The organism is Paenibacillus sp. J5 (genome assembly GCF_054955055.1).
On sequence record NZ_JBUEDD010000015.1, the window covers coordinates 22,179 to 43,845 of the forward strand.

22 protein-coding genes and 1 tRNA gene are annotated in these 21,667 nt (G+C 54.0%); 22 read left to right on the top strand and 1 reads right to left on the bottom strand.

Annotated elements, in window-relative coordinates; all coding sequences use genetic code 11:
* Positions 1-42: 42 nt before the first annotated feature.
* Positions 43-1,218: an aminotransferase class V-fold PLP-dependent enzyme gene (locus tag ACY1JZ_RS23085; protein WP_462631091.1), complete on the top strand. Its 1,176-nt coding sequence runs from the start codon at positions 43-45 to the stop codon at positions 1,216-1,218.
* Positions 1,219-1,286: 68 nt separating this feature from the next.
* The gene (locus ACY1JZ_RS23090; RefSeq protein WP_270167015.1) at positions 1,287-1,787 is read left to right on the top strand and encodes a DUF4446 family protein; all 501 of its coding nucleotides are present in this window, start codon (positions 1,287-1,289) and stop codon (positions 1,785-1,787) included.
* 12 nt (positions 1,788-1,799) lie between these two features.
* Here ACY1JZ_RS23090 and yyaC read toward each other — a convergent pair whose 3' ends face one another.
* A complete protein-coding gene (gene yyaC / locus ACY1JZ_RS23095) occupies positions 1,800-2,381 on the bottom strand; it encodes a spore protease YyaC (protein WP_462631092.1) in 582 nt (193 codons plus the stop codon).
* 114 nt (positions 2,382-2,495) lie between these two features.
* Here yyaC and ACY1JZ_RS23100 point away from each other — a divergent pair, with 114 nt between their 5' ends.
* The 20 genes from ACY1JZ_RS23100 (at position 2,496) to ACY1JZ_RS23195 (ending at position 21,396) form a co-directional block, all read left to right on the top strand.
* Positions 2,496-2,741 carry a putative Se/S carrier protein gene (locus tag ACY1JZ_RS23100; protein ID WP_270167012.1) on the top strand — a complete coding sequence of 82 codons (246 nt, stop codon included), beginning with the start codon at positions 2,496-2,498 and terminating at the stop codon, positions 2,739-2,741.
* A gap of 20 nt (positions 2,742-2,761) precedes the next feature.
* Positions 2,762-3,589 carry a mechanosensitive ion channel family protein gene (locus ACY1JZ_RS23105; RefSeq protein ID WP_462631093.1) on the top strand — a complete coding sequence of 276 codons (828 nt, stop codon included), beginning with the start codon at positions 2,762-2,764 and terminating at the stop codon, positions 3,587-3,589.
* A 36-nt stretch (positions 3,590-3,625) separates the two neighbouring features.
* Positions 3,626-3,847, top strand: a complete 222-nt coding sequence (locus ACY1JZ_RS23110) for a DUF951 domain-containing protein (protein WP_462631094.1) — start codon at positions 3,626-3,628, stop codon at positions 3,845-3,847.
* A gap of 266 nt (positions 3,848-4,113) precedes the next feature.
* Positions 4,114-4,204, top strand: a tRNA-Ser gene (locus ACY1JZ_RS23115).
* Positions 4,205-4,486: 282 nt separating this feature from the next.
* Entirely contained in the window at positions 4,487-4,771 is a 285-nt protein-coding gene (rpsF, locus tag ACY1JZ_RS23120; RefSeq protein WP_270167002.1) for a 30S ribosomal protein S6, read from the top strand.
* 39 nt (positions 4,772-4,810) lie between these two features.
* Positions 4,811-5,377: a single-stranded DNA-binding protein gene (locus ACY1JZ_RS23125; protein ID WP_270167000.1), complete on the top strand. Its 567-nt coding sequence runs from the start codon at positions 4,811-4,813 to the stop codon at positions 5,375-5,377.
* A gap of 18 nt (positions 5,378-5,395) precedes the next feature.
* A complete protein-coding gene (rpsR, locus tag ACY1JZ_RS23130; protein WP_028563588.1) occupies positions 5,396-5,677 on the top strand; it encodes a 30S ribosomal protein S18 in 282 nt (93 codons plus the stop codon).
* 210 nt (positions 5,678-5,887) lie between these two features.
* Complete coding sequence (locus ACY1JZ_RS23135; protein WP_270166996.1) at positions 5,888-6,313, top strand: CBS domain-containing protein; 426 nt, start codon at positions 5,888-5,890, stop codon at positions 6,311-6,313.
* 72 nt (positions 6,314-6,385) lie between these two features.
* Positions 6,386-7,324, top strand: coding sequence for a DUF2232 domain-containing protein (locus ACY1JZ_RS23140; protein WP_462631095.1), 939 nt, complete (start codon positions 6,386-6,388; stop codon positions 7,322-7,324).
* A gap of 18 nt (positions 7,325-7,342) precedes the next feature.
* Positions 7,343-9,313: a DHH family phosphoesterase gene (locus ACY1JZ_RS23145; protein WP_462631096.1), complete on the top strand. Its 1,971-nt coding sequence runs from the start codon at positions 7,343-7,345 to the stop codon at positions 9,311-9,313.
* Complete coding sequence (gene rplI / locus ACY1JZ_RS23150; RefSeq protein ID WP_270166990.1) at positions 9,310-9,756, top strand: 50S ribosomal protein L9; 447 nt, start codon at positions 9,310-9,312, stop codon at positions 9,754-9,756. Before ACY1JZ_RS23145 ends, rplI begins: the two co-directional genes overlap by 4 nt.
* Positions 9,757-9,781: 25 nt before the next feature.
* Positions 9,782-11,143, top strand: a complete 1,362-nt coding sequence (gene dnaB, locus ACY1JZ_RS23155; RefSeq protein WP_270166988.1) for a replicative DNA helicase — start codon at positions 9,782-9,784, stop codon at positions 11,141-11,143.
* 241 nt (positions 11,144-11,384) lie between these two features.
* Positions 11,385-12,668 carry an adenylosuccinate synthase gene (locus tag ACY1JZ_RS23160; protein WP_270166986.1) on the top strand — a complete coding sequence of 428 codons (1,284 nt, stop codon included), beginning with the start codon at positions 11,385-11,387 and terminating at the stop codon, positions 12,666-12,668.
* A 344-nt stretch (positions 12,669-13,012) separates the two neighbouring features.
* Complete coding sequence (locus tag ACY1JZ_RS23165) at positions 13,013-13,885, top strand: ICP22 family protein (RefSeq protein WP_462631097.1); 873 nt, start codon at positions 13,013-13,015, stop codon at positions 13,883-13,885.
* A gap of 172 nt (positions 13,886-14,057) precedes the next feature.
* On the top strand, positions 14,058-15,572 hold the full coding sequence (locus ACY1JZ_RS23170) for a peptidoglycan DD-metalloendopeptidase family protein (RefSeq protein ID WP_462631098.1): 1,515 nt from the start codon (positions 14,058-14,060) through the stop codon (positions 15,570-15,572).
* A gap of 220 nt (positions 15,573-15,792) precedes the next feature.
* On the top strand, positions 15,793-16,548 hold the full coding sequence (gene yycF, locus ACY1JZ_RS23175; protein ID WP_462631099.1) for a response regulator YycF: 756 nt from the start codon (positions 15,793-15,795) through the stop codon (positions 16,546-16,548).
* Positions 16,545-18,377, top strand: a complete 1,833-nt coding sequence (walK, locus tag ACY1JZ_RS23180) for a cell wall metabolism sensor histidine kinase WalK (protein WP_462631100.1) — start codon at positions 16,545-16,547, stop codon at positions 18,375-18,377. Before yycF ends, walK begins: the two co-directional genes overlap by 4 nt.
* Positions 18,374-19,759, top strand: coding sequence for a YycH family regulatory protein (locus ACY1JZ_RS23185; protein ID WP_462631101.1), 1,386 nt, complete (start codon positions 18,374-18,376; stop codon positions 19,757-19,759). The genes walK and ACY1JZ_RS23185 overlap by 4 nt, the downstream gene beginning before the upstream one ends.
* Before the next feature lie 31 nt (positions 19,760-19,790).
* Positions 19,791-20,555, top strand: a complete 765-nt coding sequence (yycI, locus tag ACY1JZ_RS23190; RefSeq protein WP_462631102.1) for a two-component system regulatory protein YycI — start codon at positions 19,791-19,793, stop codon at positions 20,553-20,555.
* 22 nt (positions 20,556-20,577) lie between these two features.
* Positions 20,578-21,396 carry an MBL fold metallo-hydrolase gene (locus tag ACY1JZ_RS23195; protein ID WP_270166972.1) on the top strand — a complete coding sequence of 273 codons (819 nt, stop codon included), beginning with the start codon at positions 20,578-20,580 and terminating at the stop codon, positions 21,394-21,396.
* Positions 21,397-21,667 lie beyond the last annotated feature (271 nt).

The window sequence follows — 21,667 nt, forward strand, 5'->3', positions numbered from 1 at the left end:
GCAAGGGAGCAGTGCTTTGCTTATCGAGAGAGGGGGAGGCAAATGCAAAAAGAGCATGGACGTCAGGATGTTATTTATCTCGATCATGCAGCGACATCATGGCCTAAGCCGCAGCAGGTGCTGGATGCGATGTATGAATGCATGCAGCATGATGCGGCTAATCCCGGACGGGGCAGCCATGCCATGGCTGTAAGAGCTAGTCGAATACTGTTCGATACGCGCAAGGCTCTGGCCAAGTTGTTTCGAATAAACAATCCGAATGATATATCGTTCGCACTCAACACAACAGGGGCCTTGAATCAGGCGATTAAGGGCTTCGTTAAGCCAGGAGATCATGTCATTGCAACAGCGGTCGAGCATAACTCGGTTCGACGGCCGCTGGAATATCTGAGACGGACAATCGGTATTCATATCACATATGTGGAATCAGACGAAATGGGGCATCTGGAGCCGAAAAAGGTGGAGGAGGCAATAAACAGTTCCACGACGTTGATTGTCGCCACACATAGCTCGAATCTGCTGGGCAGCATAATACCCATCGCAGATCTGGGGGAGCTTGCGCGTAAACATGGAGTCAAGCTGTTGGTGGATGCTGCTCAGACCGCTGGAGCGCTTGATATAGACGTTGGAGCGATGGGGGTGGATATGTTAGCCTTTCCTGGGCATAAGGGTCTTCTGGGGCCTCAGGGGACGGGAGGGCTGTATATCCATCCTGAGCTAGAGCTGGAGCCGTTGATCCATGGGGGGACAGGCAGTCAGTCAGAGGCGGTCGAGCAGCCAGTGGTGCGACCTGATCGCTACGAATCGGGTACGCAGAATACGCCGGGGCTTGCAGGGCTGAAGGCCGGGGTGAACTATATACTGCAGGAAGGCGCTGCTCGCATTCACGACCGGGAGTGGCAGTTGACCCAATACATTATGGAACAGCTCCTGCCTGTCGACGGCTTGCGCTTGCTGGGGCCGGCGTTAGGGAAGCCGAGGACGGGTATTGTGTCGTTCGTTGTGGATGGGATCGATCCTTCGGAGATGGGGTTCATCCTGGATCGTCATTATAAGATCGCAGTGCGCACAGGGTTTCATTGCACGCCGTTATCGCATATGCAGGCTGGGACAGAAGGGACAGGCGCGGTCAGGGCCAGTGTAGGCTGCTTCACAACGGAGGATGAAGCGAGGTCGCTGGTTGAGGCTGTAAAGGAAGTCATTCAGCAATACCGCTAACAGATGAGAGCTCGGACGGCTCGGACGGCATGAGGGTGAATTCATATATATAGAGGAGAAATAGGGGTATGGCAGACGGTAGCACAACAATAACAGTGGAAGCATGGGTCATCGCGGCGATGCTTGGCAGCATCGTGCTGCTGTATGTATGGGTGCTGACATTAAGCATTCGATTCGGGAAGCTGCGCAAGCGGTACAGTAAGATGATGGCGGATACGGGGATCGACAATCTGGAGCAATTAATCATGCAATTGCAGCACAATGACCAGCAGCAGCACAGCAAGCTGCAGTTGCAGGAGGAGCAAATGCAGCTTGTCCAGCGTGCTCTGTCGGAGCAGAAGGGCAAGATTGGAATACACAGGTATAATGCATTCACCGGCCAAGGAAGTGATCTAAGCTTCTCGCTGGCCATAGTGAATGACAGTCAGGACGGTGTTGTGCTCAGCGGCATCCACGGTCGTGAGGAGACCTATGTATATGCCAAGCCACTCAAGCAAGGGGAGTCGTCTTATGCACTGTCGCCAGAGGAGAAGAAGGCAATTCAGATCGCAATGGAGCAAGGGCGATAGACGAAGAGCAAGCTACACATCGAGTGCAGGCAGATGCGCTGAAGTAGAGGCTGCAATAGCCTGATATAGGCTGAAGGCAATGATGTCCGACATGCTCATGACTAGATGAAGACGGGTGTTCTGCAGGACGAAATATTCCATAAATCCGCCTACGTTTACGATCCCTGTAATGTGAATATCGCCTACGGGCGGAAGCTGCTTGTTCACTCCGGCGCCAGGACGGACAGGACCCTCGCCAACCTGGATGCAGCCGACGCTTGACACTTGACCAAGACAGGCGTCGATTCCAATGACAAAGGGGGGATGGCTCACTTGGTTAATTCGATGGAGCGTCTCCTCCAGATTCATCGCGTGTACAGGGGATTCCAGTGTGCCATAGACATCAAATTGCTCATGCTGGTGTCTGCTCAGTGAGGTGCCGACAAGCGGTCCAAGAGCATCGCCTGTGGAACGATCGGTGCCGATGCAGACAACAGCAATCCGGCGGTCGGCTGGCTTGAGCAGCAATTTGAGTCGTTGAATAAGCTGGCCGTTGACGTTTGGCTCAGATGACGCTATTTTAAAAGATGAGGAGTTTGAGGCTGCTAGCTTCATAGAATCCCTCCGACAATTTAGTTGATTATAGCTTTGGTAGTATTCAGTATATGGAAATTGCTGAAGTTTTATACGCCTAGCCACTAATTCGGGTGGAGACAGAGGGAGGATGACATGCTGATTGCATTCGATTCTACGCAGCAGGCGTTGCGGGCAGAGATGCTGCTTGAGTACGCAGAGATAGAGATTGATATTTGTCCGACACCCAAAGAAATAACAGCCGGCTGCGCGCTTTCTATCCATTTCCCGGATGATGAGCTCGATCAGGTAACACGGATTATTTCGAGTGAGAACGTTGAGATTCGGGGTATTTTCGTCCAGGCGGAGGAAGGCTACCAAGAAGTGCTGTTAAGTAGCTAGAGCGAAGGAGGGTGGCTGAGGTGGGATGGTTGACAACAGTCTATGATACGATTGCAGCCGAGTTGAGTGATGAGGCGCTCTGGCGGAATGTCACCTGGTCGGCAATCCGTATACTCTTTATTTTACTAGCAGGCAGAATCTTGATTCTCGTGCTTAATCGCTTCATCGACCATCTGGTGTCCAACAAGGAGCTGCGGCGGCTGTCGCATCAGACACGCCGAATTCGAACCATCGCGAAGCTGCTTAAAAATGTCGGCTCGTATACGATTCATTTTGTCAGCGTACTGCTCATCCTCTCCGAATTCAACATTAATCTGGGGCCGTTGCTGGCTGGTGCTGGTGTAATCGGTCTGGCGATCGGCTTCGGAGCACAGAGCCTGGTCAAGGATGTTATTGCCGGTTTTTTTATTGTGGTCGAGGATCAATTTGCGGTGGGCGACGTGATTCAGACCGGGACGATGAAGGGGACGGTAGAGCTGGTCGGGATGCGGTCTACCCGCATTCAGAGCTGGACGGGCGAGGTACATATTATTCCCAATGGCATGATTAATCAGGTGACAAATTACTCCATTCATAACACATTGGCTGTTGTCGATATTTCGGTTCCACTTCAGGCAAATACGGAAGAGACATTGGCGATGATGAACGATATTGTCATGAAGATTGAAGACTCTAACATCATCAAGCCTCCGCAGGTATTAGGTATTCAGTCGATGACAGCATCGGAGATGTCGATACGAGTGATTGCGGAATGCAAGCCCAACACACATGGAAGCGTGTCGCGTGTACTGAACCGTGAGATCAAGCTGGGAATTGATCAGAGGCGCAGCGATAGCCAGATGCTGTAGAATCCAATAGGTGAGTGAAGCAGGGGAGGGAATCAAATGGAGCGCAAGCAATTTCAGCTTGGAGATATTGTACAGATGAAGAAACCGCATCCTTGCGGAACAAATGAGATGGAGATTATCCGCATGGGGATGGATATTCGCATTAAATGTGTAGGCTGCAAGCATAGTGTGTTGATTCCCCGCTTGAAGTTTGAGAAGAATATGAAAAAGGTGCTCCGCAGCAAGGAAGAATCAGATCAAGGCGGCGTTTTGGAGTAAGAGGACTCCGTGCAAAGACCCCGAAAGCTGAAAGCGAATGGAGGCAATCGGTGCTTGCCCCATCCTGTGCGAACGATGCCGGGAGCGCTCTATGGTGCACCAAGACTTGCTATGGTGACATGTAGATGTGAAAAACAGAATGTGCCGAAACGGAACGTCCAGTAGGTGATTGCCTTCACTTCAGTACGGAAGCTGCACTGAAATTTTTCAGATTGATGCTTGTCAAGCGTTACAAGCCGTGGTATAATAATCTTCGTTGCGGAAATGGAAAGGTACCCAAGTGGTCCAAGGGGGCTGACTCGAAATCAGCTAGGCGTCTCACGGCGTGCGTGGGTTCGAATCCCACCCTTTCCGCCACTTTATTGTCTAATATAGCTAAGTCTTCTACTGGTCAAGTAGGGGGCTTTTTTTGTTTTGTGCTGTTTCGTGCATAGTGCTTTCAAATCTGGCCGTTAAGGTCGCGAATGCTCCAATAGCCTGTACGCTAGGGCAAGGGTGCTGCTTCTGCTCGATTGCAATATACAACTTGCCATCGCTAGCCTGATCTGGTATAGTATTGTGGTATGCGAGTCTACTCGCTCCTTGTTCTCTGTGTCAGTTATTACAGAGGGCCGCTAGTCCAAGAGGAGGTGAAACAATATGCGCAAATATGAAGTGATGTACATCATTCGTCCAGACGCTGAGCAGGAAGCTGTACAAGCTCTCGTTGAGAAGTTCGAAGGCATCATCAATAATGGCGGAGAGGTTACAAAGTCCGATCTGATGGGAAAACGCCGCCTTGCGTATGAGATCAACAAGATTCGTGACGGGATCTACGTACTAGTTCATTTCAATGCAACTTCTGAAGTTGTTAATGAGCTTGACCGCGTCATGAAGATTACGGATGAAATCATCCGTTACTTGATCGTCAGAGATGTAGCTTAATCTACGCAAGGATGTTTCTTCGATTGGAGGCATGTACCGATGTTGAACCGTGTTATTCTGATAGGCAGACTCACAAGAGACCCGGAGATGCGTTATACCCCTGCGGGTGTAGCCGTTACCCAATTCACTCTTGCTGTGGATCGGCCGTTCACGTCCAGTCAGGGCGAGCGTGAGGCAGACTTTATCCCGGTGGTGACTTGGCGTCAGTTGGCAGAAACCTGCGCGAATTATCTTCGCAAGGGGCGTCTGACAGCGGTCGAGGGCCGTATCCAGGTTCGTAGCTATGACAACAATGAAGGCAAGCGTGTCTACGTCACTGAGGTGATTGCAGACAATGTGCGCTTCTTGGAGTCTAACCGTGACAACAATGGCTCCCGTGAGGAGTTCAGCGGCGGTGGCGGTAGTGGCGGCGGATATAGCGGTGGAGGTCAAGGCGGAAGCAACTATGGTGGAGGCAATTACAGCGGCGGTGGCCAAGGTGGAGGCAACTCCTCATATGGCGGAGGCCGTCCTGGAAATAATTCCCCATCACGGAATAACAACAACGATCCGTTCTCGGATGACGGTCGCCCGATCGATATATCAGAGGATGATTTGCCATTTTAGATGAAAGGATGACGACGAATGAGCTTTAAGCAAAGAGAAGGCGGCGACGAGCGTCCAGAACGCAAGTTCGGTGGCCGTAAAGGCGGACGTAACAAACGCCGTAAGGTTTGTTTCTTCACCGTAAACAAAATCACTCACATTGACTATAAAGACATCGACTTGCTTCGCAAGTTTATTAGCGAGCGCGGCAAAATCTTGCCTCGTCGCGTAACGGGCACAAGCGCGAAGTACCAGCGCCTGCTGACCGTTGCAATCAAGCGCTCCCGTCAGGTAGCTCTGCTGCCTTACACTACGGAGTAGTCTATTCATCAGCCAAGCGGGGCTATGCCAGCGCTGCGGATGAACCTGAAGAGCAGTCCATTACGGGCTGCTCTTTTTGCTGTTGGTGCGCCCCAGTCCGGTCTATCGGGCACTGCCGCATTGTGTTCAGGCAACGGAACACGTTAAAATAGAAGGGAGAACAAGAATAGGTGATGAACCTACCATAATAGAATGGAGTGTTATGGCGTTATGAATATTGCTTTTTTCTTGCTGCCCAAACAAGAGGTTGTCTGTGTAACAGAGGATGCAACGTTGCGCCAGACGTTGGAGCGTATGGAGTACCATCGCTACACAGCCGTACCGATTCTGACAGAGGAGGGCGGCTATGCAGGCACCGTGACGGAGGGCGATCTCCTCTGGTACATGAAGAACCATCCTGAAATCAGCTTCGAGCAATGTCATAAAGTGAGATTGCTTGATATTCCCAGACGACTTCAGAACAAAGCGGTACAGATCGACGCCAAGATGGAGGATCTGATCTCGCTGGCCAAGGTGCAGAATTTTGTACCTGTTGTGGATGATATGAACCGATTTATCGGAATTGTGCGTAGAAGCGATATTATTGACTACTGCTCGGAGGCGATGATGAAAATTTCGCTCAGGCAGGAGGCATAATAATAGATAGCGACTCCCGTGGTTTATTTATGTGGAGGATAGGTTTATGGTATAATGGGGAGTAAAGCGTGTGTGCAATCAGATGAGAAACAAGAGGTGAACGGTTTGAATACCGGTGTGAAATCGGTGCTGTGGAGCGCTGCAGCCTCTATGCTGCTCGTTCTAATGTCAGTTCCCATGATGAATGTTCTGGTTGTCGCTTTTATGACGGTGCCGTTTGCCATACTGTATACGATGTTGCCTAAGGGGCAGTTCCTCCTGCATGCAGCGGCTTCTATCGCGCTTGGCTATGTGCTCGCCGGGCCGGCTGCGCTGGTGTTCGGCTTGTTCTTCCTGGTGCCAGCCGTGGCAGCCGGACATATGTACCGGCGGCAGGCCAATGCCAGAACAGTGATTACAGTGGTAACGATCGTCATATTAGGCCAGCTACTGCTGGAGCTGTTGCTCTTCTCCTGGGTCATGCAGATCTCTCTAATTGGAGAGCTGGGTAATATCGTGCGTCTGCTGGTGAGTGAGTTTTCCGCTCAGAACCTGCTGCCTCCACAATGGACGGATGAGACAACAACGAGCTTGATTCGTCTGATGACCCAATCCATTCCGCTCGTATTTATCGTCTTTTCGTTTGTTGCTGCTGCCGGAGGCCACTGGATGGCCAGATTGCTACTGCGGCGATCGTATGGGCGCGAGGTGCCAGGTCTGCCCCCTGCGAAAGATTGGATGATGCCGAAATCGCTGGTCATGTACTACTTGGTAGCGCTTATTTTGCAACTTGTAGCGACTGGGGATCATAATTCCTATCTGGATGTTGTACTCTTAAATATGGTTCCTCTTTTGCGGCTGGTATTTGCAATACAGGCGATTGGATTTTTCTTTTTCTTAGCTGACCAGAAGGGGTGGCATAAAGCTATTCCACTACTGCTGGCGGTGCCCGTGATCTTGTTCCCGCCGCTTAGCCTGATCGGGGTGCTCGATGTAGCGTTCCCGATCCGAAAATCGTTCAAAAGAACATAATACAGGGGCGGATTAAGAATGCCGAAGTTTTTGGTAAAGCGTTGGCACGGAATGCACCAGCTAGGAGCATTCGTGATCATGATTGCAATGGCAGCGGCGTTGGCATGGTTTCATTGGGTAGCTGGCGCAGTCGGTCTGCTGCTGGTGTTGGGGGCGGGGATTTTCACGCTCTATGCCGAGCGCGCGTTCCGCAAGGAGCTCAGATCCTATCTGAATACGCTGTCCTACCGAGTGAAAAAAGCGGGCAATGAAGTCATCAGCGAGCTGCCATTCGGAATTATCCTGTATAATGAGGACAAGGTGATCGAATGGCATAATCCATTCGTGGCGGAGATGCTGCAGGGCGATTCCTTCATCGGCGAGCCGCTCAAGGAGGCATTCCCCTCCTGGCAGCCTTCCAAGAGCAAGGAGAGCAAGGAACAGCTTAGCGAGGTTGCTGTCGGGTCCAAGATGTATTCCTTTCACCTGAAGTCTGACGAACGGCTGATCTATATCCGGGATATTACACAGCGCTGGACAATCGAGCGCAAATATGAGGACGAGAAGCTGTCGATTGGAATCGTCATGATGGATAATCTGGAGGAGGTCACTCAGGGGATGGATGAGCAGCAGCGGGCTGCACTGCTATCCAAGGTGACCAGCGAGATTACAGAGTGGGGTCATCGCTATCAGATGCTGCTGAAACGCCTCACCTCTGACCGTTATTTGATTATTACCAATATGGCGACGCTCAAGCAGTTGGAGCAGTCGAGGTTCGTTATTCTCGACCAGGTGCGCGAGATGACCCAGGAGCTGAAGATTCCCATGACGCTCAGCATCGGGTTTGCCGCTGGCTCCTCCAAGGTGAACGAGCTCGGCTCATGGATGCAGACGAGCTTGGATATAGCGCTCGGTCGCGGCGGCGACCAGGCGGCGATCAAGATCGGAGAGAAGCAGATCTTCTACGGAGGGAAGTCGGGAGCGGTTGAGAAGCGGACACGCGTCCGGGCTCGAGTGGTGGCGCATGCGCTGCGCGACATGATTAAGGAGAGCAGCAATGTAGTCATCATGGGTCACAAGATGCCAGATATGGACTCAGTCGGGGCTGCGATCGGCGTGCTCAAGGCGGCACAGTTGTTCGACAAGGAAGCCTATATCGTCATTGAGGGCATTAATCCGGCGATTCAGAAGATGATGGAGATGATCCGGGAGGAGTCGAAGCTGCTCAAATGGTTCATCACGCCGGAGCAGGCGATGACGCTGATTGGCCCGAAGTCGCTGGCTGTAGTCGTCGATACCCACCGGGCGTCCATGGTGAAGGAGCCGAAGCTGCTAGCCATGACGGAACGGATCGTCGTGCTGGATCATCATCGTCGCAGCGAGGAGTTCATTCACAACCCGCTGCTCGTCTATATGGAGCCGTATGCCTCGTCGACATGCGAGCTGATCACCGAGCTGCTGCAGTATATTCACGAGCGAGTATCGCTGGATGTGGCGGAAGCGACTGCACTGCTAGCCGGCATTATAGTGGATACGAAGAGCTTCGCGCTCAGGACGGGGGCGAGAACGTTCGAGGCGGCGTCATTCCTGCGTCGTCATGGAGCGGATTCAACGCTGATCCTGAAGATGCTCCAGGAGGATCTTGAGGAGTATGTGCGCAAGGCAGAGATCATCAAGCATGCTGAAATAATGTATGATCATATTGCGATTGCGGTCACAGAGCCAGGACGGACATATCCTCAACTGTTGATTGCACAGGTGGCAGACACGCTGCTGAACATGAATGATGTGCTCGCCTCATTTGTTATCGGGGAACGCCCGGACGGCACCATCGGCATTAGCGCCCGCTCGCTCGGGAATATGAATGTGCAAGTGGTGATGGAGCGTATGGGCGGAGGCGGACATCTGACAAATGCAGCGGCGCAGCTCGAATGCTCGGTCAAGGAGGCTGCGTGGCGGCTCAAGAAGGTGTTGCAAGAAATTGAGGAGGAAGAGGGGTTATTTGAATGAAGGTCATTTTCCTGCAGGATGTAAAGGGTCAAGGCAAGAAGGGCGAGGTTAAGGAAGTATCGGAGGGCTATGCGCGCAATTTTCTGCTGCCAAAAGGGCTGATCAAGCTGGCTTCGGATGGCAACCTGAAGACGCTGGAGGTACAGAACGCAGCGGAGCAAAAGCGCAAGGAGAAGGAGAAGGAGGATGCCGAGAAGCTGGCAGCTCGTCTGGGCGAGCTCAAGGTCATCGTGAAGACGAAGGCGGGCGAAGGCGGCAGACTGTTCGGCGCGATTACGAGTAAGCAGGTTGCTGAGGCGCTGGCGAGCCAGGCGGGCATCAAGATCGACAAACGCAAGATTGAGCTGGAGGAGCCGATTCGTTCGCTCGGCGTGACCCAAGTGGCAGTCAAGCTGCATCATGAGGTCAAGGCGAAGCTTCATGTGCATACTGTAGAAGAATAAAGAAGTCGGGCAAGGAGCTGGAACCATGAACCCGGATCTAATGTTTGAACGTGTACCACCGCAAAATATGGAAGCCGAGCAGGCCGTGCTCGGCTCTATTTTGCTGCAAAGCGAAGCGTTGATCACCGCGATGGAGCGCATCCGCAGTGAGGATTTCTATAGTACGCCGCATCAGTTGATCTATGAAGCGATGGTGGAGCTGGGGGAGGGCAACCAGCCGATCGATCTGGTGACGCTGACAGCCTATCTGCAGGATCGTCAGCAACTGGAGGAGGTCGGCGGCGTCAGCTATCTGGCGAAGCTGGCAGGCGGGGTGCCGACGGCTGCCAATATCGACTATTATGCCCAGATCGTCGAGGAGAAGTCGATGTACCGGCGGCTGATCCGCACCGCGACGCAGATTGTGACCAATGGCTATGCTGCGACGGACGATATTGGGCTTCTGCTCAGCGAGGCCGAGCAGAAGATTATGGAGATCTCCAACCGGAGGGCGTCCAGCGGCTTTATCTCGATTCGCGATGTGCTGATGGAAGTGTTCGAGCGGGTGGAGCATCTGTACTCCAACAAGGGCGGGGCCACCGGTATCCCGTCCGGCTTCACCGATCTGGATAAGATGACCTCCGGCTTCCAGCGCAATGATCTGATTATCGTTGCTGCCAGGCCGTCGGTAGGGAAGACGGCGTTCGCGCTCAATATTGCCCAGAATGTCGGCGTGCGCGCAAGAGAGACCGTGGCAATCTTCAGTCTGGAGATGTCGGCAGCACAGTTGGTGCAGCGGATGATCTGCGCGGAGTCCAATGTAGATGCGGGACGGATGCGCACCGGGTATCTGGAGGGAGATGACTGGGAGAAGCTGACGATGGCGATCGGCTCGCTCTCAGAGGCAGAAATCTACATCGATGACACCCCCGGCATCACCGTGGCCGATATTCGCGCCAAGTGCCGCCGTCTGAAGAAGGAGAAGGGGCTTGGGATGATTCTGATCGACTATCTGCAGTTGATTCAGGGTCGTGGCAAAGCGGGCGAGAACAGGCAGCAGGAGGTATCGGAAATCTCCAGAACGCTGAAGCAGATTGCCAGGGAGCTGGAAGTACCGGTGATTGCGCTGTCGCAGCTTAGCCGCGGCGTGGAGCAGCGGCAGGACAAGCGTCCGATGATGTCCGACCTGCGGGAGTCTGGCTCGATCGAGCAGGATGCCGACATCGTCGCATTTCTTTACCGGGATGATTACTATGATAAGGAATCGGAGAAAAAAAATATTATTGAGATCATCATAGCCAAGCAGCGGAATGGCCCTGTAGGCACGGTAGAGCTCGCCTTTCTCAAGAACTTCAACAAGTTTGTGTCGCTCGATCGCACCCATCAGGAGCCTGGAGCAGCGTCCTGATTGTTTACGAACAATTCTGGGGACTTTCTTGGAATTGTTCGTTTTTTATTGACATTAAAATTTGAGGCTGATACACTTATAGTGCTGCTTTGCAGAATAATGAATCAGCGAAGCCGTTTACATTGGAAGGCATAAGGGCTTTATTACGGTAGCGTAACGCAGGTGCGCCGTGCAGAAGTGCGGCAGCCGTTACAATAAATACCTAACAAATGGGTTTTATAACTGAATCGGGGGTATGGGAATGTCAACAGTTGTTGTTGTCGGAACGCAGTGGGGAGACGAAGGAAAAGGCAAAATCACGGATTATTTAGCGGATGGCGCCGATGTCGTCGCTCGTTATCAAGGCGGAAACAACGCTGGCCACACCATTCTTATCGGCAACAAAAAATATAAGCTGACGATGATTCCATCCGGAATTTTCAACAACGACAAGACGTGCGTCATCGGCAATGGGATGGTCATTAACCCGGCGGCATTGATCGATGAGATTCAGTACATTCATGATAACGGATTTTCGACAGCCAACCTCAAGATCAGCGACCGTGCGCATGTTATTATGCCGTATCATATGGTGCTGGATGCGCTGGAGGAAGACCGTAAGGGCGACAACAAGATCGGAACAACACGCAAGGGCATCGGTCCCTGCTATATGGATAAGGCGGCTAGAGCGGGCATTCGGATCGCAGACCTGATGGACGCCGAAGAATTCGAGAGCAAGGTGCGCTTGCTTGTCGAGCAGAAAAACCAGGTTATCGAGCAGGTATATGGCGGCGAGCCGGTGGATGCCGAAGCGATCATTCAAGAGTATCTGGGCTACGCGGAGAAGCTTCGTCCTTATGTGACGGACACCTCCGTTGTGCTGAATGATGCGATCGACGAGGGCAAGCATATTCTGTTCGAGGGCGCGCAAGGGGTCATGCTGGACATCGACCAGGGCACCTATCCGTTCGTGACCTCCTCCAACCCGACAGCCGGCGGCGTGTGCATCGGCTCCGGTGTAGGACCATCCAAAATCCAACAGGTCATCGGGGTTGCGAAGGCATACACGACCCGTGTTGGCGATGGCCCGTTCCCGACCGAGCTGCATGATGCGATCGGCGATCAGATCCGCGAGACCGGACATGAGTATGGCACCGTTACAGGACGCCCTCGCCGCGTTGGCTGGTTTGACAGCGTCGTGGTGCGCCATGCGCGCCGTGTAAGCGGCATTACAGGGCTATCTCTGAACTCGCTGGACGTGCTTACGGGACTGGAGACGGTCAAGATCTGCACGGGCTACAAATATCGTGGCGAGATCATTCAGCACTACCCTGCGAGCCTGAAGATGCTGGCAGAGTGCGAGGCCGTGTACGAGGAGCTGCCAGGCTGGAGCGAGGATATATCTGGTGCGAAGAAGCTGGAGGATCTCCCGGAATCGACACAGCGCTATGTACAGCGCGTATCCGAGCTGACAGGCATTCCGATCGCGATCTTCTCCGTAGGCCGTAATCGCGAGCAGACCAACCCGGTTGTGAACATCTATTAATCGTATTCCAATAGAACAGCCTCTCTCACGCATAGTGGAAGACGGCGCTGCAGATGGTTCGCCTGTACACAGGCGAGCTATCCTGGCGGCGCTGTCTGCGGTGCGTGAGCGAGGCTGTTTTTTGCTATGTGCACGGTTGGCCGCATCTGAGATTGCCTATACTGGCTAATAGGTTAGACTGCTCAGCAAGGAACGAAAGCGGGGGCCCGACTGTCTTCATGGGCAGGGGGCTCTCTGCCAGGCGGCTTCAGTTGGTTCATCGGGATGAAAGTTGAAGCGATGAAGCTAATAAAGCGATGAAGCCCTTCGAGCAGTGACGCCAATGGCAGAGGAGGATAGCGGCAATGATGATGAGAATCGTCTGGTGGATCGGCAAATGGGCGTTGGCAGCACTGGTGGTCAGTATGCTATCGGTGTGGACGACAGCTTATATTGTTAATAGCTATGTCGGCAGCTTTATTAAGCAGTACAATCTCCCTGTGGAGCCGCCGAAGCTGGCACTCTCGGGTGTATGGGGCAGTCTGTGGGGTGGCCCCGCGGCAAGCGGCAAGCAGCCGAGTGAGACGGCCGAGGAGGGAGCAGGGGCTGCGAGCAAGGAAGCAGCTAACGGAGGGCGGAGCGGCAGCACAGGGGGGCAGAAGAGCAGCACAGGAGGGCAGAGGAGCGACGCTGGGGGAGCTGACGGGGCTGACGAGACTGTGGAGGACCAAGCGTCAGCAGGAGAGAGTGCCCGGGAAGCTCATTCGGGTGCCGCTGGCGCCACGAATGAAGAGAGCGGCGAGAGCAGCATTGGCACGGAGTCGACTGGTGATGCGACAGCGCAGAGTGCTGGCGAGGAGGAGCCGCCGCTGTCGATCGAGTTCGGAGTGGGCAGTGGAACGAAGGCTAATTCGGGTGCAACGGCAGCGGATGGAGCCAGCAGCAGCCGGGGCGAAGGTGTGCCGGGAGTGGGAGAGCAGGAGCTTGACGGATCGGACCCGCTCGTCCTGTCGGCGGATGAATTAGTGCAGACTAAGGGGCAGATCAGTGCTGAGGATAAGCAGAAGATGTTCGCCATCATAGCCGAGCGTCTGCCGCAGCAGGCATGGCAGACCATCTCTCTATACATGGAGGACGGGCTCACAGAGAGCGAGCTGCAGGACATCCAGCAGATCGTGGCGCAGCACCTAAATGATGAGGAATATCAGTCCTTAATGGAGATTCTAAAAAAATATTAATCTTTCTCTTTCCCTCAAGCGGTTGAACATCCTGTTTGGCGTGTGATAAAGTAGAGCACAGGGTGACAAGAAATGGTGAATTTAACCTATTGATTTTGTCGAAACCTTAGACTTTACTAGATTATGCGTTAAGAAGGAGCAGATCATGGCCGTTTTCAGGGATAAACATCCATTGCGGAAAGTAGGACAATGGTTGCAGACCAGCTTTCGCAAGCTAGGCATGAAGGATATGAAGATCAAGGGGAAGACAGGCAAGGATGGTGCGGAGGGACAGGTATTGACTGTTGCTGGCCGCCGCAAGCCCTATCTGATTGCAGCGGGCGTAATGGCCTTGTTGGCGATCGCGGGCTTTACAACACAGCAATACATTTCCGCTAATACGATAGATTATTATCTTGTATATAGAGATGGCGAGCAGCTTGGAACGATCGACAATCCGCAGCAGGTGGACGAACTGCTCGCAAGCAGGAAGCAGGAGGTTGAGCAGCAGCATCCGGGGCTGCAGATGGTGATGGAGACCGGTACGCTGGATTATGTCCCGCAGAGTGGATTCAAGGCACAGCCTGAGAGCGAGCAGACGCTGCAGAAGCTGGGAGGTCTGCTGGACTTCCATGCAGTCGGCGTCGAGGTACGAGTGGAGGGCAAGCTGATCGGCATCGCCGCAGACCAGGCGGCAGCCGATCGGGTGCTGGAGAAGATACAGGCGCAATATGGTACACAGAGCGCTGGCAAGAGCGGTATGAAGGTGAAGGCGCTTGCCTTCGATGACAGCCAGGCACAGGTGGAGTCGAAGGAAGTGACGAAGGTGGAGTTCGTCGAGGACATCGCTACTGGAGAGATCAGCATCTCGCCTGAGCGCGTCACCGACGAGGAGGAGCTATACAAGCGGCTGACGCAGGGGACGAACAAGCCGACCAAGTATACGGTGCAGGAGGGTGACTGTGTAGGCTGCATCGCCTCCAAGTTCGATATTTCCCGTCAGGTGATCTACCAGAACAACCCGTGGATCGAGGATGATATTATTCGGGTAGGCGATGAGCTCGATCTGACGGTGATTCAGCCTGCGGTGACGGTGCAGACAGAGGAGATCGTCAAGGAGACGGAGAAGGTCGAGCCGCCGATCACGATCCAGAAGAATGATGAGATGCGCGAAGGCGAGTCGAAGGTAGTGACCGAGGGCAAGCCGGGCAAGAAGCTGGTGACGTATAAGCTTGTGAAGCAGAATGGCTACCTGATGAGCGAGGAGGTAACCGGCGAGGAAATTCTGGAGCCGGCTGTGCCGTCGGTTATCATCAAGGGAACCAAGGTGGTTCGTGGCGAGGGCAGCGGCAAGTTCGCGTGGCCAGTGAGCAGCGCCAAGGTATCCAGCTCCTTCGGCAAGCGCTGGGGGCGTCAGCATAAGGGGATCGACATTACCGGCAGCAAATCAATCCTGGCGTCCGATGAGGCGATTGTGGAGTTTGTCGGACAGAAGAATGGATACGGCAATGTGGTGATCCTGAACCATCAGAACGGATTCAAGACCTTGTACGGACATCTGAGCAGCTATACTGTCAGCAAGGGCGACATTGTAGAGAAGGGCGACCAGATCGGCGTCATGGGCAATACAGGGCGTTCAACCGGAACTCATCTCCATTTTGAGATTCTCAAGGAAGGCGATGCACAGAATCCGCTGAGTTATTTATAAGCGTACAGCACTTATATCTGAATATTATCTTCACTGCTGCGATGTGGCAGTGAAGTCCACTTTAACTCTCCCATAGCGTCTGCTGTGGGGGAGTTTTTAGCGTGCGGGGAATACTCCCCTGGGGACGAAGTGCGAGGTAGCTGATAGAACTTTAATTGGGTGTCGGGACGAAGGTATGTTAAAATAAGAGCAAAATGAAGCAGGGACAGGCGGTGAGGTCATGCATGGAAAAATATTGGTTGTAGACGATGAGCAGCCGATTGCAGATATCATCAAATTTAATCTGGAGAAGGAAGGTCATCAGGTCATCTGTGCGTCAGACGGAGGAGCAGCCGTGCAGTTGGCCTTCGAGGAAGAGCCGGATCTGATCCTGCTCGATCTGATGCTGCCGGTCAAGGACGGGATGGATGTATGTCGGGAGATTCGTACCCGTCTGCAGACACCGATTATTATGCTGACAGCCAAGGATACCGAGCTGGACAAGGTGCTGGGGCTGGAGATGGGTGCGGATGACTATGTCACCAAGCCGTTCAGCACACGCGAGCTGCTGGCTCGGGTCAAGGCGCATCTGCGCAGACAGCAGAAGACAGCCGAGCTGGTGGCGGCCGGGGGCGATGCCCAGGAGGATAAGAGCAAGCAGCCGGAACGCCAGGGGCTGGAGCTGTTCAATCTGTTCATTGATACAGACATGTATGTTGTATATAAGGACGATGAGCCGCTGGATTTGACGCATCGCGAGTATGAGCTGGTGCACTATTTGGCGCGCAATTGCGGCAAGGTGATGACCCGTGAGCATCTGCTGCAGGCGGTATGGGGATTCGAATATTTTGGCGATGTGCGCACGGTTGATGTGACGATCCGCAGACTGCGGGAGAAGATCGAGGATGATCCGAGCCGCCCGGAATATATTCTGACGCGCAGAGGCTTGGGATATTTGATGCGTAATCCAAAGTCGGGAGGCTTCGGGTATCGATGAAGGGCACCCGTATCTTCGGTACGATACAGGTCAAGCTGATTATTATCTATGTGCTGCTGATTCTGATCGGCATGCAGTTGATTGGCGTTTATTTCATCAGTACGATGAAGACATCGCTGATGGAGTCGTTCACCAACAACCTGAACGAGCAGGCCAATATTCTAACCAAATTCGTGGAGCAGACGCTGTCGCCGTCGACGCAAAGTCCCAATACGACAGATGAGCAGACGATCGGGGATCTGCGCGATATCGTCAGCACGCTGTTCAGTATTAACGAAGCGGAGATTCAGGTGCTCGATGCGAGCGGCAAGGTGCTAACAACATCGATGCCGTCCCATCAATCCTACGTCGGGCGCAAGAACACGACGCTGGCGGTCAGTCGGGCGCTACAGGGGATACGGGACAATGAAGAGGACATTATTAGCGAGGACAATGTTCGCAAGAAGGTCGTCGCCAAGCCGGCATTCCATGATAGCAAGGTCATCGGTGCGGTCTATATTGTCGCTTCGATGAACGGGCTGTATGAGACGATTAATCGTGTAAATGGCATCTTCATGTCCGGGATGCTGATCGCGCTGGGGCTGACAGGCATCCTGAGCGTCCTGCTGGCACATACGATTACGAACCCGATCAAGGGGCTGACTCGCCATGCGACTGCAGTCGCCGAGGGGCGATTCGATCAGCAGGTGCCTGTGCATGGAGATGATGAGATCGGACAGCTAAGCGAGGCCTTCAATGAGATGACTGCGCGGCTGCAGGAGGCGCTGTCGGCCAATGAAGAGGAGAAGGAGAAGCTGGCATCGATTCTGACGAATATGAGTGATGGGGTCATCGCTACGGACGAGCAGGGCGTCGTTGCCGTGACGAACCGCAGAGCGCGTGAGATGCTCGCGATCGAGCAGGGAGAGGGCAAGCCATTGACAGAGCTGCTGGGGCTGGGTGAAGAACGAATGGCTCAGTTGCGCGGCCCGGCAGAACAGGTGATCATGATTCGCAATGAGGGCCCGGAATATGAGCATGACTATACGATGCGGGTGACGTTCACTCCGATTCATCGGCGTGACAAGACGGCGTCGGGAACGATCGTCGTGCTGCAGGATGTGACCGAGCAGGAGAAGCTGGAGCAATCCAGGCGTGAGTTCGTGGCCAATGTATCGCATGAGCTGCGCACGCCGCTGACGACGATCAAGAGCTATGCCGAGGCGCTGGAGGATGGCGCGTTGCAGGAGCAGGAGCTGGCCGGTCGGTTCGTCGGCGTCATCAGCAACGAGGTGGAGCGGATGATCCGGCTGGTTACAGATCTACTCCATCTGTCGCGACTCGATTCGAACCAGGCGCCGCTGCGCCGTCAAGAGACGGATATTGCCGAGATGCTGGAGGAGGTGGCTGACCGCTTCTCCTTCCAACTGCGGCAGAAGTCCATTCATGCGAATGTGCAGGTGAAGCATCCGGTCACAACGGCCTGGCTGGATCGTGATCAGATTGATCAGGTGCTAGATAATCTGGTGTCCAATGCGATCAAGTATACGATGGACGGCGGTCATATCGAAATCTCTGCCGCTATGGCGGATGCTGATTCCATCTCGATCCGCGTCAAGGATACGGGGATTGGCATTCCTAAGAAGGATCTGAGCCGTATCTTCGACCGTTTCTACCGTGTGGACAAGGCGCGGTCGCGCAATATGGGCGGCACAGGGCTTGGTCTGTCCATTGCCCGGGAAATTATCAAGGCGCACGGGGGCACCATCTCGCTCGACTCTGAATGGAATGAAGGCACGGTCGTTACCTTTACTTTACCTACGATGCAGGAAAGGGGCGGCGTGTCATGATCGAGAAAATCAAGACCGGCGTATTGGCCTTCCTCGTCGTGCTAAGCCTGCTGCAAAGCTACTTTCTTGCTTATAGCTTCCCAAGTCTGGGCACGATCGTCTCCACCGAGCAGGATTATGTGCAGACCGAGAAGATCGGACAGGAGGAGCGCGTAGAGAACCTGATCTTCCCTGAGGACATCGTGCTGCATCTCGGGGGGGATAAGCATACGGTACTGTATCCCGACACCGAATTCTATAACCGTATCCTGGAGAGGCTGCGCGGCCGCGAGTTCAAGAGCTTCGAGCGCAATCTGCGCAATGTGCAGGACTGGGATACCATCCGCAGCCAGGAGGTAGGGCTTGAGCTTCGCTTCGGCTACGGCGTTCCGGTCGAGCTGCTGCAGAAGATGATGAAGCTGGACGGCGATCTGATGTTCCTTAATGATCAGATTGATCGCATCTGGATCTATCGAATGAAGGATCGCGAGGAAGTACGAGTCTACTTCTTCAGTTCAGTGACGAGCATGGTGTATGAATCGATCCGGGCTGACCTGACGATCAGCGATGTCCAGGAGTATGCGGGCTACGGAGAGTATTGGCCGTCTTATGCCACAGCGGATGGCGAGCTGTATCTGCCGCTGCGTCCGCTGGAGGCCATCGAATCGGTCATCCACTATGAGATGTATTCACCAGAGCAGATGCAAAAAAATCTGTTCTTCGATCCGAGCAGTACCCGCACGATCGAGGATCGGAGCGGCACACAGATCTATACGGACGGCAAACGAGGCATGCAGGTGGAGCAGGATGGTCAGTGGATCAAATTCACGGACCCTGTCGCGGCCGCCAGTACGAAGGATGTGCTGAGCAGCAATGTCTACTCGGCGATCTCGTTCATCAATCAGCATGGCGGGTGGGACGGGCTGCATCGATTCGTCAACCCGGAGCCGGAGGACAGCGGGCGGCTGGAGTTCCGCCAATATTATCAATCGCTACCGATCCTGAGCCTGCCGAGCTTCCGCTTCGGGCTGATGGAGCTGGCGGTGCAGCAAGGGATTGTCACGGAATATGAGCGGTCGCTCATGACGATTGCCAGCGGCAAGGCCGAGAAGGTGGTTCGCTACCTGCCAGGGGGCGAGCAGTTGAAGCAACTGGTGTCGGCCTACGATCGACGCGCCGAGGTCGAAGCAGTCTATCCGGCACTGCGGCCTTCACTAACAGGGGGCAAGCAGTTGCGGCTCACTCCGGTGTGGGCAGTGCGGCTGCAGGACGGCACAACGGAGGTACTCGGCGAGGCGCTGCCTGCCGGCACAGTGCTGGAGCAGGAGGCGCCGAACTCGGCTCGGCGCGAGCTGTTAGACGGCGACGCAGCATCCCAGCCGGGGCAGACATCGGATAAGTAGGCATCATTTAGGAACGGGGGTGGGAGGGTCTATGGATTGGGGCAGAGCGAAGAGCGTGCTGATCTTCGCCTTTATTATGCTGAATGTGCTGCTCGGCTACCAGCTATGGCTGGATGTACGCGAGCGGATCGACACCAATATGGATATGACGGACCTGCCTCCGGAGACGCAACGCATTATGCAAGAGAAGAATGTGCGCTTGCTCGGCAAGATTCCATCGGGCACGCCGGTGCTGCCGGATCTGGAGTACAGGTTCGAGCAGGCTCCGGACAGTGTGGAGGAGAAGCTGCTGGAGACGCCGGTTAACAGTAGAATTATCTTCAATGAGAAGGAGCTGCAAGACGAGCTTGGCAGCATCATCCCCTCACTGGATCAATATGCGTTCGATTCCGAGGCCAGCACCTATGGCACGGACGGCTTGTTCGTGCTATACCGGATGGTAGACCATCTGCCGATGTTTGACGCAAGGCTGGAGCTGCGCTACAGCAATCAGAAGATTATGGCCTACAGGCAGTTGACTGTGGAGCAGGTGAAGAATGGCAAGCCGCGTGATCAGGCGGTGCTGTCGGCATCCAAGGCGATCGGTCGATTGATCGAGAAGTATCTGCAGCCTGGATCGGGAATTAAGGATATTCGGCTAGGTTATCACGGGCTGTTCTTTGATACGGATATGCAGGTGGCCTCGCCATCGTGGCGGGTGCTGCTTGAGGATGGGGAAGTGTACTATATTAATGCGATCACCGCTGAGGTGGTCATAGAGAATGAAGCTGCCGGGAAGGCGGAAGACGGCCAGTAGGGAGAGGGAAGGCAAGAGAGGTATGGGATTACGATTTACAGTGCTGGCGAGCGGCTCGACGGGGAATGCAACGATCGTACAGTCGGAGGATGCGATGATTCTGATCGATGCCGGCTTGAGCGCGAGGAAGCTGGAGCAGCTAATGAAGTCGCGGGAGGTTGAGCCGAGCTCGCTCGATGCCATTCTAATTACGCATGAGCATTCGGATCATATCAAGGGATTGGGTGCGATCGCCCGCAAATACGAGCTGCCCATCTATGCGAACGAAGCGACCTGGGAGGAAATGAATAAGCATGTAGGCGAGATTGCAGAGGATAAGCGCAAGGTGCTGCCTACTGGCGGGTCCGTCGAGTTCGGCGGCCCGCTGGGTCGCTTGCGGGCAGAGTCCTACGCGATCTCTCATGATGCAGCAGAGCCGGTCGGCTATTGCCTGTACAATGGGAACAGCAAGCTGAGTCTGGTGACGGACCTTGGCTATATGAGCGACAAAGTCAAGGAGCAGGTTGCCGGATCGGATGTGCTCGTGCTGGAATCTAATCATGATATAGAGATGCTCCGCGTGGGACGTTATCCGTGGAATATTAAGCGGCGGATTCTTGGCGATCTGGGCCATCTGTCCAATGAAGCGGCTGGGGAGGCGCTCTGCGAGCTGATGGCCGATCGGACGCAGCGGGTGTATCTGGCGCATCTGAGCCTCGACCATAATCAGATGGATTTGGCCAAGCTCACGGTGAATAGTATATTAGAGAACCGCGGGTTCTTTTTTAAGCGGGATGAATTCGCAATTAAGGATACCTATCATGATCGCCCTACCGAATGGGACGAAGTGAAGCGGAGATAGTAGCTGTGAGCTCCCGATCAACAATCGCAGCCTTGTCAGCAAGCTCCTCACGCGTCAGGATGCCTTTATCGATGAGCAGTTCTATCATGGAACTGAGCGTAAGAAGTAGCTGATAGTGGTCATCCTTGAGATCGGCGATGGCTCCGACAAGCTGGACGTGCTCTCAGGCGGGAGAGGTGGATCGCGTTGACATTTTTTTATCGCTCCTTTTGTGGGGAAGTAAGGTATAATGGTAGATAGCTGGGATGTGTACAGCTCTAAGCCTATCTAT

Bases quoted from the DNA above. Each gene is read 5' to 3' on its own strand.
- ACY1JZ_RS23085 (WP_462631091.1), top strand. From the start codon at position 43: ATGCAAAAAGAGCATGGACGTCAGGATGTTATTTATCTCGATCATGCA.
- ACY1JZ_RS23090 (WP_270167015.1), top strand. From the start codon at position 1,287: ATGGCAGACGGTAGCACAACAATAACAGTGGAAGCATGGGTCATCGCG.
- yyaC (WP_462631092.1), bottom strand. From the start codon at position 2,381: ATGAAGCTAGCAGCCTCAAACTCCTCATCTTTTAAAATAGCGTCATCT.
- ACY1JZ_RS23100 (WP_270167012.1), top strand. From the start codon at position 2,496: ATGCTGATTGCATTCGATTCTACGCAGCAGGCGTTGCGGGCAGAGATG.
- ACY1JZ_RS23110 (WP_462631094.1), top strand. From the start codon at position 3,626: ATGGAGCGCAAGCAATTTCAGCTTGGAGATATTGTACAGATGAAGAAA.
- rpsF (WP_270167002.1), top strand. From the start codon at position 4,487: ATGCGCAAATATGAAGTGATGTACATCATTCGTCCAGACGCTGAGCAG.
- ACY1JZ_RS23125 (WP_270167000.1), top strand. From the start codon at position 4,811: ATGTTGAACCGTGTTATTCTGATAGGCAGACTCACAAGAGACCCGGAG.
- rpsR (WP_028563588.1), top strand. From the start codon at position 5,396: ATGAGCTTTAAGCAAAGAGAAGGCGGCGACGAGCGTCCAGAACGCAAG.
- ACY1JZ_RS23135 (WP_270166996.1), top strand. From the start codon at position 5,888: ATGAATATTGCTTTTTTCTTGCTGCCCAAACAAGAGGTTGTCTGTGTA.
- ACY1JZ_RS23145 (WP_462631096.1), top strand. From the start codon at position 7,343: ATGCCGAAGTTTTTGGTAAAGCGTTGGCACGGAATGCACCAGCTAGGA.
- rplI (WP_270166990.1), top strand. From the start codon at position 9,310: ATGAAGGTCATTTTCCTGCAGGATGTAAAGGGTCAAGGCAAGAAGGGC.
- dnaB (WP_270166988.1), top strand. From the start codon at position 9,782: ATGAACCCGGATCTAATGTTTGAACGTGTACCACCGCAAAATATGGAA.
- ACY1JZ_RS23160 (WP_270166986.1), top strand. From the start codon at position 11,385: ATGTCAACAGTTGTTGTTGTCGGAACGCAGTGGGGAGACGAAGGAAAA.
- ACY1JZ_RS23165 (WP_462631097.1), top strand. From the start codon at position 13,013: ATGATGATGAGAATCGTCTGGTGGATCGGCAAATGGGCGTTGGCAGCA.
- yycF (WP_462631099.1), top strand. From the start codon at position 15,793: ATGCATGGAAAAATATTGGTTGTAGACGATGAGCAGCCGATTGCAGAT.
- walK (WP_462631100.1), top strand. From the start codon at position 16,545: ATGAAGGGCACCCGTATCTTCGGTACGATACAGGTCAAGCTGATTATT.
- ACY1JZ_RS23185 (WP_462631101.1), top strand. From the start codon at position 18,374: ATGATCGAGAAAATCAAGACCGGCGTATTGGCCTTCCTCGTCGTGCTA.
- yycI (WP_462631102.1), top strand. From the start codon at position 19,791: ATGGATTGGGGCAGAGCGAAGAGCGTGCTGATCTTCGCCTTTATTATG.
- ACY1JZ_RS23195 (WP_270166972.1), top strand. From the start codon at position 20,578: ATGGGATTACGATTTACAGTGCTGGCGAGCGGCTCGACGGGGAATGCA.